An 11,203-nucleotide genomic window follows, 5' to 3' on the forward strand; every position below is an offset into this window, starting at 1 on the left:
TTCCGGCTCCATCTCCTCGAAATGGATGCGCCAGTCAGCCGGGACAGAAAGCGGGTCGCGGCGGTAACGCGCATAGAAGTCGAGGAGGTACGCGCTCTCGGTCGCGACGGGCACGGTCATGGTGGCAGCTTTCGGGAAGCGCTATCGGCTTCGGCTACGGAAGGTCAGTTCTGGGTCAGTTCTTGGACGGCAGCCGCGGAGCCTCGACGCCGGCAAGGTCGCACCAGGCATCGAGCAGCGCCGAGAAGTCCTTGCCGCCGAAGCCGCGCGAGCGGGCGAGCTGCAGGCATTCGCGCGCGGCCGCGCCCATGGCGAGCGGCACCTTCATCGACGAGGCCGAGGTCAAGGCGAGGCCGAGATCCTTGTGGGCGAGGTCGATCTGGAAGCCGGGCTCGATATCGCCGGCCAGCACCTTGACCGGGAAATTGGTCTTGAGATGGCCGTTATTGGCGGTGGTGCCGTTGAGGATGTCGATGGTGCGCTCGACATCGAGGCCGAAGCGCGCCGCGAGCGTCAGCGTCTCGGCGTTGAGCTGGCACGCCGCGATCGCCAGATAGTTGTTCACCACCTTCATGCGGATGCCGGCGCCGGCCGGGCCGCAATGATGGATCGTCGTGCCCATCGCCTCGAGCATCGGCTTGACGCGCTCGAAATGCTCCTGGGACGCGCCGACCATGAACAGGCACTCGCCGCGATCCGCATGGGTCGCGAGCCGGCCGACCGGTGCGTCGACGAAGCCGAGGCCGGCGGCCTCGACCGCCGCCGCGACCTCGTCGGTCGCGAGCGGGTCGATCGTGCTCATATCGACGACGAGCGTGCCGGGCCTTGCATTGGGCACGATCCCGTCGAGCACGACGGCGCGCACTTCAGGATGGGCCGGCAGCATCGTGAAGACGATGTCCGATTCGCGAGCGACCTCGGCGATCGAGCCGGCGGCACGGCCGCCGAGCTCGACCAGGGCGGCGATGCCCTGGGGATTGACGTCATAGGACAGCGTCGCGAAGCCCTTGCGCTGCAGGTTGGACGCCATCGGGCGCCCCATCCTGCCGAGGCCGATGAAACCAATTTTCGGGTTGGTCATGAGCGTTTCCTCCGGATTGGTCCTGTCGCTCAGGCCAGCAGGTAGCTGGTCTTGATCTGGGTGTAGAACTCGACGGCGTAGCGACCCTGCTCGCGCGGCCCGTAGCTCGACGCCTTCCGGCCGCCGAACGGCGTGTGGTAATCGACGCCGGCCGTCGGCAGGTTGAGCATGGTCATGCCGGCCTCGACATTGCGCTGGAAATGCCGGGCATATTTCATCGAGGTGGTGCAGATGCCGGCCGACAGCCCGTAATCGGTGTCGTTGGCGACGGCGAGCGCCTCCTCGTAATCGGCGACGCGGATGACGGTCGCGACCGGGCCGAACACTTCCTCGCGGTTGATACGCATCGCGTTCGTAGTATCGGCGAACAGCGTCGGGGCGATGTAGTAGCCCTTGGTGTCGAGTTCGAGCGCTTCGCCGCCGGCGGCCAGGCGCGCATTCTCGCCCTTGGCGATGTCGATATAGCCGAGATTCTTCTGGAACTGGCTGTCGTCGATCACCGGACCGATCTGGGTGTCGGCCTTGAGCGCATGGCCGACCCGGAGCTTGGCGACGCGCTCGGCGCAGGCCTTGACGAAGGCGTCATGGATGCCGCTCGTCACGATCAGGCGGCTCGACGCGGTGCAGCGCTGGCCCTGCTGGAAGAAGGCGCCGTTGACCGCGAGGTCGGCGGCGAGCTCGAGATCGGCATCGTCGAGCACGACCAGCGGGTTCTTGCCGCCCATCTCCATCTGGCAACGGATCAGCCGCTCGGCGCAGGCGACGGCGATGCGCCGGCCGGTGGTCGAGGAGCCGGTGAACGAGATCGCGTCGGCATTGGCGATGACGGCGGCGCCGACATCCGGGCCGGCACCGATCAGCAGGTTGAAGACCCCCGCCGGGATGCCGGAAGCAGCGACGATTTCGGCGATCGCGACGGAAATGCCGGGCGTCTTCTCGGACGGCTTCCAGACCACGCCGTTACCGAAGGCAAGCGCCGGCGCGATCTTCCACATCGGCGTCGCGACCGGGAAGTTCCACGGCGTGATCAGGCCGACGACGCCGACCGGATCACGCGTGATCTCGACATCGACGTTCGGCCGCACCGAACCGAGCTTCTCGCCCGGCATGCGCAAGGCTTCGCCGGCAAAGAAGCGCGCGATATGGGCCGCGCGCGTCACCTCGCCGAGTGCATCCGGAACGGTCTTGCCACCCTCGCGGGCGAGGATCTGGGCGAGCTTGTCCTTGTTGTCGAAGATGCCGCGGGCAATCGCCTCGAGCACCAGCGAGCGCTGCTCCAGCGTCGCACGGCCCCAGGCCGGCTGGGCCTTGCGGGCGGCGGCGAAGGCCGCCTCGACCTCGCTCTTGCCGGCGAGGCCGTAGGTCGCGATCACGTCGCTGAGGTCGGAGGGGTTGCGGATTTCGAGAGCCTGCGCGCCGCCGACCCAGTTTCCGCCAATCAGATTCTTCTCGAGCATCGCTGCAGCACTCCATCGATGGTTTCATCAACCGCCCGCGCCTCGGAGCGGCCGGGAATGAAATTCGACTAGCACCATCCGGAGCCTCATGCTAGATTTGAATTATAAATTCATACAATGAATTAAACCTCTCGGGAGTCGGGGGGTATCCGGAGGAAGCAATGAGGAAACGCGACTTTCTGAAAACGGCTGCGGCCGGCGCTGTCGGCAGTGCGGCGATCGCGGCGCCCGCCATCGCGCAGAGCGCACCCACGATCCGCTGGCGGCTGGTTTCCAGCTTCCCGAAGAACATCGACGTGCTCTATGGCTCGGCCGAGGTGATGGCGAAGAACCTTGCCGAAGCGACGGACGGCAAGTTCCAGATCCAGGTCTTCGCCGCCGGCGAAGTGGTCCCGGCGCTGCAGGCTCTCGATGCGGTAAGCAACGGTACGGTCGAAATCTGCCACACCGCGGCCTATTACTATGTCGGCAAGGACCCGACCTTCGCGATCGGCACCCATATACCCTTCGGCCTCAATACGCGCCAGCAGAACGCCTGGGCCTATCATGGCGAAGGCAAGGTTCTGCTCGACGAGTTCTTCCGCAAGCACAATGTCGTCGGCCTACCGGGCGGCAATACCGGCTGCCAGATGGGTGGCTGGTTCCGCAAGGAGATCAAGGGCGTCGACGACCTCAAGGGTCTGAAGTTCCGCATCTCCGGCCTCGGCGGCAGCATCCTGGCCAAGCTCGGCGCGGTGCCGCAGCAGGTCGGCGGCGGCGACATCTATCCGGCGCTCGAGCGCGGCACGATCGACGCGGCCGAGTTCAACGGTCCCTATGACGACGAGAAGCTCGGCCTCTATCGCGTCGCGCCGTACTACTACTATCCCGGCTTCTGGGACGGCACGTCGCTGGAGCATTTCTTCATCAATGTCGAACAGTGGGAGAAGCTGCCGAAGCACTACCAGGCAGCGCTGACCGCCTCGGCGGCCCTCGCGAACGTCGACACCGTGGCCCGCTACGACGTCCTGAACCCGCCGGCCCTGCGCCGCGTCGTCGCCAGCGGCGCCAAGCTGCGTCCGTTCCCGGCCGAGGTCATCGACGCCGCGCACAAGGCGGCGATGGAGCTCTATGACGAGCTCTCGGCCAAGAATGCCGACTTCAAGAAGCTCTATGACAGCATGCGCCGCTTCCAGACGGAATCGGCGACCTGGAACCAGGTCTCCGAGTACTCCTACGACACAGTCGCCCTGCGGGCGATCCGGCGCTGAAAACGATCCGGCCCGGGCAGTGCAGGCTGCCCGGGCCGGATGACGATGTCGGAGCAGATTGTGGAGCAGGCTGCGGTGCAGCCTGCTCTTCTTTTTGCGCGCCGGATGTCAGTTTGCGCGGCCGAGCAGGCCGCGCGCGATGACCTGAGCCTGGATTTCGGCCGCGCCCTCGAAGATCGACAGGATGCGGGCATCGCAGAGCACGCGGCTGATCGGGTATTCGAGCGCATAGCCGTTGCCGCCATGGATCTGCAGCGCGCAATCGGCGTTGCTGAAGGCGACGCGCGCGGCGAGCAGCTTGGCCATGCCGGCCTCGATGTCGCAGCGCCGGTCCGCATCCTTCTGCCGCGCCGCGAAATAGGAGAGCTGCCGCGCCATCATCGTCTCGGTAGCCATGAAGGCGAGCTTGGCGTGGACGCGCGGGAAGGCGAGCAGCGCCTTGCCGAACTGGACCCGGCTCTGTGCATAGGCGAGGCCGAGCTCGAGCGCATTCTGGGCGACGCCGAGCGCGCGCGCGGCGGTCTGGATGCGGGCGCTCTCGAAGGTCTCCATCAGCTGCTTGAAGCCCTGGCCCTCGACGCCGCCGAGCAGGTTGGAGGCCGGGACCTCGAACCCGTCGAAGGAAATCTCGTATTCCTTCATGCCGCGATAGCCGAGCACCTCGATCTCGGTGCCGCTCATGCCATGTGCCGGGAACGGATCGGCCTCGCTGCCGCGCGGTTTCTCGGCTAGCAGCATCGACAGGCCGCGATAGTCGGTGCTCTGCGGATCGGTGCGTACGAGCAGGGTCATCAGGTCGGAGCGGGCGCCATGGGTGATCCAGGTCTTGGCACCATGGACGCGATAGACATCGCCCTCGCGCACCGCCCGCGTCCGCAGGCTGCCGAGATCGGAGCCGGTGTTCGGCTCGGTGAAGACCGCGGTCGGCAGGATCTCGCCGGAGGCGAGGTTGGGGAGCCAGCGGGCCTTCTGCTCCTCGGTGCCACCGAGCCTGATCAGCTCGCCGGCGATCTCGGAGCGGGTGCCGAGCGAACCGACGCCGATATAGCCGCCGCTCAGCGCTTCGGAGACCAGGCACATCGCCACCTTGCCGAGGCCGGTGCCGCCATACTCCTCCGGAATCGTCAAACCGAACACGCCCATATCCGCGAGTTTCTGTACGAGTTCGAGCGGGATCAGCTCGTCGCGGGCGTGCCAGCCCGGCGCATGCGGCGTGACCTCGCTCGCGGCGAAGCGCAGGAACTGCTCGCGCGTCGCCTCCAGGATGTCGTCGTCGAGGCCGAGCGTCCCGAAGCGCCCTTCCGCGAGCTCGGCGGAAAGCGCCCGCCTTGCAGCTTCGAGCGCTGGTGCGTGCGACAGACGGGTCAGCGCGGGCTCGGCCGCGAAGACCGCGACGACATCCGCCGCCACGCCCATATCCGAGGGGCGCACCGTTTCGGTCTGGCTCATGGCGATGCCACCGGCGAGCTGTGCGCCATACTCGGCGAAGCCCAGATGCAGCATGGCCGCGTCCGCTGGGCCGAGCCGGCCGCTGTCAGCGAGGCGCTCGGCCCAGGCGAGGGTCTGCCGCAGCGCTTCGACATAGGTGCCTTGCCAGGCGAAGCCGTGCGCGGCGAACTGGTGCGCCTCGACGAGGCCGGCATCGACCCGCCCGCCCGGCGCTAGCAACTGCGCGACCGCGGCACGCGTCGCCGCATGCAGAGTTTCGGCGGCGGAAAGCAGGGTGGCGCAGGTCGAAAGCAGCGCGTCGTGGTCGGTCGTCTTCGGCATGATCGATCCCGGAATCAGGCGGTACGGGGACCGGCGACGATGCCGGTCTGGAGAAGCTTGCCGATGGCTGCAGTCGTAAGCCCCAGCCTGTCGGAGAGCACGGCCTCGGTGTCCTGGCCGAGTTGCGGCGCGGGCAAGGGCGGGCGGCGCGCGCCGACCGAGAAGGCCAGCGGCGAGCCGGGTGCCAGGATCGGACCTGCCCCGGGCTGCTCGATCGTGCCGAACATCGGGTTCGCCACCGAACAGCGGGCATCCTCGCGGACCAGCTGCCCGAAATCCCTGTAGGGTCCCCACAGCACGCCGGTGCCGTCGAAGGCGGCTTCGATCTCCGCGAGGCTGCGCGCGGCGCACCAGCGTTCGAGTACGGCGAAGATCGCGGCCCGCGCGGTGAAGCGGCCGCCTTCCGTGTTGAGATCGGCGTCCATCATCGGGCCGATCATCGCGAGCTTCTCGGTCAGGCCGGTGGCGCGGCCGATCGCATGCCATTGCCGGTTGGAAATCGCGACGATCATGACATGCCGCCCGTCGGCGGTGGCGAAGTCGCGGCCGAGCGCGCCATAGAGATCATTGCCGAGCGGCGGACGCACCGCGCCGTTGACCTGATAGTCGGCGATGTAGCCGAGATTGCCGACACTCGCGAGCATCACGTCCGAGAGCGCGAGCGAGACCTGCCGGCCCTTGCCGTCGAGGCGCCGGGCCCGCTCCGCCGCGAGCAGGCCGGTTGCGAGATAGAGCCCCGCCGCGATGTCCCAGGCCGGCAGGACATGGTTGACCGGCTCGCCCCCCCTGCCGGTCGCCAGCGGAAAGCCGGAGGCGCAGTTCACCGTGTAGTCGACGGCCCCGCTGCCGTCGTGATTGCCGGTCAGGCGCAGGCTGATCAGGTCTTCGCGGCGCTGCGACAGAGCCGCGTGGCCCATCCAGCCACTGGCGGGCAGGTTGGTCAGCAGGATTCCGGCATCCTCGCCTTGCTGGGCGATCAGGGCGCTGGCCAGTTCTTGCCCTTCGGGCTTGTCGAGCGCGATCGCGATCGAGCGCTTGCCCTTGTTGAGACTGGCCCAATAGAGGCTGGCGCCGGAGGGGGCGAGCGGCCAGCGGCGATAGTCGATATTGCCGCCGATCGGGTCGATGCGGATCACCTCGGCGCCGAGTTGCGCCAGCGTCATGCCGCCCAGGGGGGCTGCGATGAAGGCCGAGACCTCGACGACGCGAAGCCCGTTCAGGATCGTGCTCATCGCGTCAGCGAGCCGGCAAGGGGAAGGGGGGCTCGTGGTCCTTGGAAAGGCAATCTGCCGGCAAGCGGGGCGACATCCCTGGTCTTCCTCTTCGTTCGCCGCTCCCTTGCTCGCAATTCCACAGGCAGGTGCGGTCACTCTGGCCCGCAACCTAGCGATCCCAGCCGGTTCGGCCATGCAGTCTGGTAGATAAGAGCTATAACCGCTACCACAGGGCCAGCACGAAGAGACCGCAGCATGGACCTCCAGCAAATCCGCTATTTTCTCGAAACGGTTGCGGCCGGCAGCCTGTCGCGGGCTGCGGTCCGGCTCGGCATCAGCCAGCCGGCGCTCAGCCGCCAGATCGGCAATCTCGAGGCCTCGCTGCAGCAGAGCCTGCTCTACCGCCATGGCCGGGGCGTCTCGCTCACCGATGCCGGCCGCCGGTTCGAGGAGGTGGCGCAGGACGTGATGCGGCAATTGTCGGATGTCCGCACCGAGCTCGCCGCCGGGGCCATCGACAATACCGGCAGCGTCTCGCTCGGCATGCCGCCGTCGCTCTCCGCAAGCATGGGGGCCGATCTCGCGCTGCGTTTCGCCGCCGAGTTTCCGCGCGCGCAGCTGCGGTTGCGCGAGGCCTTCAGCGCAGTGCTGCTCGAATGGACCGAGGCCGCGCGGGTCGACATCGCCGTGCTCTATGATGCGCGCAGCAGCCGCAGCCTGATCGCGACGCCGCTCATGCTCGAGGACCTGTTCATGGTCGAGCCGCCATCCGCGCGTGCCGATGCGCCGCTCGAACCGGTCTCGCTGCCGGAGTTGGCGAGCCGCGCCTGTGTCCTGCCGGGACCGGAGAACGGGTTGCGCCGGGTGGTCGATGCCGCCTGCGCGGCCGAAGGCGTACGCCCGCGCGTCCTGACGGAGGTCGACTGCGTCGCGGCGCTGAAGCAGTTGGTCGAGCGCGGTGTCGGCCCGACCGTGCTACCTTTTGGCGCAGTCCACCGGGAAGTGCGGGATGGAAGGCTCCGCGTGCGCCCGTTCCGCTCCTCCGCCATGCGCGCCCTGCTCGTGCTGGCGACGCCGGCGAACCAGCCGATCACGCCACTGACGCGCGCGGTGATGCGGATCGTGCAGGACGAGGTCGCGCGCCTCGTTCCGCTCGACATTCTGCGCGGCGTCACCCGCAACCTCGAAAGCCCGCGACCGCGGCCGCGCCCTGATCGGGAAAGCCCCGAAGCGATCGGCTGAAATCGGGCCCCTACCTTTTCGCTTATAGCTGCTATGCGCCCAGCTCGACTGGCCCGACGGCGGCGACCTCCGCCAGATGGAGGAAACCGGGGTCCGACGGCCAACTGGCTGGCCGTCGAGGCCTCCTAGCAGCTCGGACAAGCCGGGCACGCCTGCGGGCGGAAGGAAGGAAACGTCGATGCGTCTGAAGGATCGCGTCGCGCTCGTGACGGGTGCGGCATCCGGGCTCGGCCTGGCCATGGTCGAGCGTTTCGTGGCGGAAGGCGCGAAGGTCGCCGTCGTCGACTGGAACGGGGATGCAGCAGCCGCGACCGCAGCCCGCTTCGGCGCTTCCGCGATCGCGATTCAGTCGGACGTCACCAAGGCGGCCGAGGTGCAGGCTTCGGTGACGCGGACCGTCGAGGCCTTCGGCAAGCTGGACATCCTGGTCAACAATGCCGGCTCGAGCCACGCCAAGGGGCCGTTCGAGGCCGTCTCCGAAGCCGAGTTCGATCGCGTCTTCGCGGTCAACCTGAAGTCGATCTTCCACTACTGCAACGCGACCGTCCCGGTGATGCGCAGCCAGGGCGGCGGCGTCATCCTCAATGTCGGCTCGACGGCGGGCAATCGCCCGCGCCCCGGCCTCGCCTGGTACAATGCCAGCAAGGGCGCGGTGCACAACGTCACCAAGACGCTGGCGCTCGAACTGGCTCCCGACCGCATCCGCGTCTGCGCGCTGGCGCCGGTCGCGACGGAAACGCCGCTGCTCGCGACTTTCCTCGGCACGGATTCCCCCGAAATGCGGGATCAGATGCGCGGGATCGTGCCGCTCGGCCGCCTCGGACATCCCGACGACGTCGCCAATGCGGCGCTCTACCTCGCTTCCGACGAGGCTTCCTTCCTGACGGGCGTGATCCTCGACATCGACGGTGGCCGCAGCGTCTGAGGCCACGCCGGAGCCGGAGCTCCGGAACGAATCCGCCCTTCATCTCGGTCTGGTCGGTAACGCCGCCCGGCGCCCGCGCTTCCCTGCAAAGGAGGACGAACATGGCTGACAGTTCGAGCGACGCCGGCGGATTGCTGCGCGATCCCGCCCGCTTCGCAAGGGAGGTTCTCGAGCCGATCCGCGCCATCGTCGGCGAACGCGGCGTGATCACCGACCGCGACCAGATGCAGCCCCTGATGGTGGCATGGCGTGATGGCTGGAAGGGCCGCGTTCCGCTCGTCGTGCAGCCGGCGAACACGGCCGAACTCGCCGCGGTCGTGGCGATCTGCCACCGGACCCGCACGCCGATCGTCCCGCAAGGCGGCAACACCGGCCTGACCGGCGCGAGCCAGCCCCATGGCGACGATTCCGAGATCGTGATCTCGACGACGCGGATGAACCGCATCCGGGCCCTCGACCTCGACAATGACACGATCACCGTCGATGCCGGCTGCGTGCTGGCGAGCATCCAGGACGCGGCGCGCGAAGCCGGCCGGCTGTTCCCGCTCAGCCTCGGAGCCGAAGGCAGCTGCCAGATCGGCGGCAACCTCTCGACCAATGCCGGCGGCGTCCAGGCTGTCCGCTATGGCACGGCCCGCAATCTCGTGGCGGGTCTCGAAGTCGTGCTGCCGGACGGACGCGTCTGGGACGGTCTGCGCGGATTGCGCAAGGACAATGCCGGCTACGATCTGAAGCAGATCTTCATCGGCGCCGAAGGCACGCTCGGCATCATCACCGGCGCCACGCTGAAGCTCCTGCCCTTGCCGGAGGCGACGGCCACCGCCTTCCTCGCGACGGGCTCGCCGGCACAGGCCGTCGCCTGGCTGCGCCGCGCCAAGGCCGCGCTCGGCGAGACCATCACCTCCTGCGAATTGATGGAGCGCGCCTGCGTCGAGATCGCGCGCAAGCACAACAGCCAGATCCAGGATCCGCTGGAACAGGCCTATCCCTGGTATCTGCTGCTCGAACTCGCCGGCCAGGGCGCTGCCGAAGCGCTGGAAGCGCGGTTGCTCCCGGTCTTCGAGGCGGGACTCGAGGCCGAAGAGCTGCTCGACGGCGTCATCGCTTCCTCGGCGGCGCAGGCGGCCGCGCTCTGGCGCATCCGCGAAGGTGCTCCGGAGGGGCAGCGGCTGGAGGGATCGTCGTTCAAGCACGATGTCTCCGTGCCGATCTCGCAGGTCGATCGCTTCATCGCGGAGGCGAACACCGCGCTGTCGCAGCGCTTTCCCGGAATCCGTTCCTTCGCCTTCGGCCATCTCGGCGACGGCAACATCCATTTCAACCCGATTCAGGCCGAGGGCGAACCGGCTGACCTCTGGCAGGCCCGCCTGCCGGAAGTGAACCGGATCGTCCACGACATCGTCTCGCAGCTCGGCGGCTCGATCACGGCCGAGCATGGCGTCGGGCGCCTGCGCATCACGGAACTGCAGCACTACAAGAGCCCGATCGAGCTCGAGATGATGGCGCGGCTGAAGCTCTGCTTCGATCCGCTGAACCTGATGAACCCCCAGAAAGTGCTGAGGAGCGATCTCCTCGACAACCTGTCGGAGACGGTATGAAACAGCTCCTCGCGATCAGCCGGGTCATCGAAACGGTCAACGGCCAGATCGGCAAGAAGATTGCCTGGCTGATCCTCGTTGCGGTGGCCGTCGCGACGATGAACGCCATCGTCCGCAAGGTCTTCAGCGTCTCGTCGAATGCCTGGCTCGAGCTGCAATGGATGCTGTTCGGGGCGGTCTTCCTGCTCTGTGCCGCTTGGACGCTGCAGGTGAAGGAGCACATCCGCATCGACATCGTGAACAGCATGCTGCCCAAGCGGGTCCGCCAATGGATCGAGCTGCTCGGCCATGTGCTCTTCCTGATGCCGTTCGCCCTGCTCATCGTCTATCATTCCTGGCCCTTCTTCCTGCGTTCCTACGCGATCAACGAGCAGTCGCTGTCGGCTGGCGGCCTGCCGCAATGGCCGGCCAAGGGCCTGGTCGTGATCGGCTTCGTGATGCTGAGCTTCCAGGGCATCTCGGAGATCATCAAGCAGGTCGCCGTGATGCGCGGCGATCTCGAAGATGAAGAGGCGGCCGGCGGCCACGCCGCCGCTGCGGAGGCCGAGGCCCAACGCCTGCTCGACCAGGCGAAGGCCGAAGGCCTCGCCCCGTGAGCCCAGACGCAGATTCCCGGACAGCTTCCATGACCCTCGCCCGCTCCGCCCGCGCCTGCGCGCTGCTGCT

Annotated in this window: 10 protein-coding genes; 5 read left to right on the forward strand and 5 right to left on the reverse strand. The window is 67.6% G+C overall.

What is annotated here, in order from left to right:
* The 3 genes from RKE40_RS29825 to RKE40_RS28910 all read right to left on the reverse strand — a co-directional run.
* The coding region (locus tag RKE40_RS29825; protein WP_390893565.1) for a 2-oxoglutarate dehydrogenase E1 subunit family protein at positions 1 to 120 on the reverse strand (120 nt) is incomplete at its 3' end.
* A gap of 55 nt (positions 121 to 175) precedes the next feature.
* On the reverse strand, positions 176 to 1,081 hold the full coding sequence (locus RKE40_RS28905) for an NAD(P)-dependent oxidoreductase (protein ID WP_390893564.1): 906 nt from the start codon (positions 1,079 to 1,081) through the stop codon (positions 176 to 178).
* 29 nt (positions 1,082 to 1,110) lie between these two features.
* On the reverse strand, positions 1,111 to 2,538 hold the full coding sequence (locus RKE40_RS28910) for an aldehyde dehydrogenase family protein (RefSeq protein WP_316021613.1): 1,428 nt from the start codon (positions 2,536 to 2,538) through the stop codon (positions 1,111 to 1,113).
* Between the two features lie 161 nt (positions 2,539 to 2,699).
* Here RKE40_RS28910 and RKE40_RS28915 point away from each other — a divergent pair, with 161 nt between their 5' ends.
* Positions 2,700 to 3,788, forward strand: a complete 1,089-nt coding sequence (locus RKE40_RS28915) for a TRAP transporter substrate-binding protein (protein WP_316021614.1) — start codon at positions 2,700 to 2,702, stop codon at positions 3,786 to 3,788.
* Between the two features lie 108 nt (positions 3,789 to 3,896).
* On the opposite strand, the gene RKE40_RS28920 is transcribed toward RKE40_RS28915, so the two are convergent.
* Both RKE40_RS28920 and RKE40_RS28925 read right to left on the reverse strand, forming a co-directional pair.
* Positions 3,897 to 5,558: an acyl-CoA dehydrogenase family protein gene (locus RKE40_RS28920; protein ID WP_316021615.1), complete on the reverse strand. Its 1,662-nt coding sequence runs from the start codon at positions 5,556 to 5,558 to the stop codon at positions 3,897 to 3,899.
* Positions 5,559 to 5,572: 14 nt separating this feature from the next.
* A complete protein-coding gene (locus tag RKE40_RS28925) occupies positions 5,573 to 6,790 on the reverse strand; it encodes a CoA transferase (protein WP_316021616.1) in 1,218 nt (405 codons plus the stop codon).
* 237 nt (positions 6,791 to 7,027) lie between these two features.
* Here RKE40_RS28925 and RKE40_RS28930 point away from each other — a divergent pair, with 237 nt between their 5' ends.
* The 4 genes from RKE40_RS28930 to RKE40_RS28945 all read left to right on the forward strand — a co-directional run bounded on the left by RKE40_RS28930 (position 7,028) and on the right by RKE40_RS28945 (position 11,133).
* A complete protein-coding gene (locus RKE40_RS28930) occupies positions 7,028 to 8,014 on the forward strand; it encodes a LysR family transcriptional regulator (protein ID WP_316021617.1) in 987 nt (328 codons plus the stop codon).
* A gap of 178 nt (positions 8,015 to 8,192) precedes the next feature.
* On the forward strand, positions 8,193 to 8,939 hold the full coding sequence (locus tag RKE40_RS28935; RefSeq protein ID WP_316021618.1) for a glucose 1-dehydrogenase: 747 nt from the start codon (positions 8,193 to 8,195) through the stop codon (positions 8,937 to 8,939).
* 101 nt (positions 8,940 to 9,040) lie between these two features.
* A complete protein-coding gene (locus RKE40_RS28940; RefSeq protein WP_316021619.1) occupies positions 9,041 to 10,537 on the forward strand; it encodes an FAD-binding oxidoreductase in 1,497 nt (498 codons plus the stop codon).
* Positions 10,534 to 11,133 (forward strand): TRAP transporter small permease subunit, encoded by a 600-nt coding sequence (locus tag RKE40_RS28945; RefSeq protein WP_316021620.1) that lies wholly within the window; start codon positions 10,534 to 10,536, stop codon positions 11,131 to 11,133. Before RKE40_RS28940 ends, RKE40_RS28945 begins: the two co-directional genes overlap by 4 nt.
* Positions 11,134 to 11,203: the final 70 nt, after the last annotated feature.

It is taken from the genome of Allobosea rubneri (assembly GCF_032464875.1).
In the GTDB taxonomy this organism is placed as follows: domain Bacteria; phylum Pseudomonadota; class Alphaproteobacteria; order Rhizobiales; family Beijerinckiaceae; genus Allobosea; species Allobosea rubneri.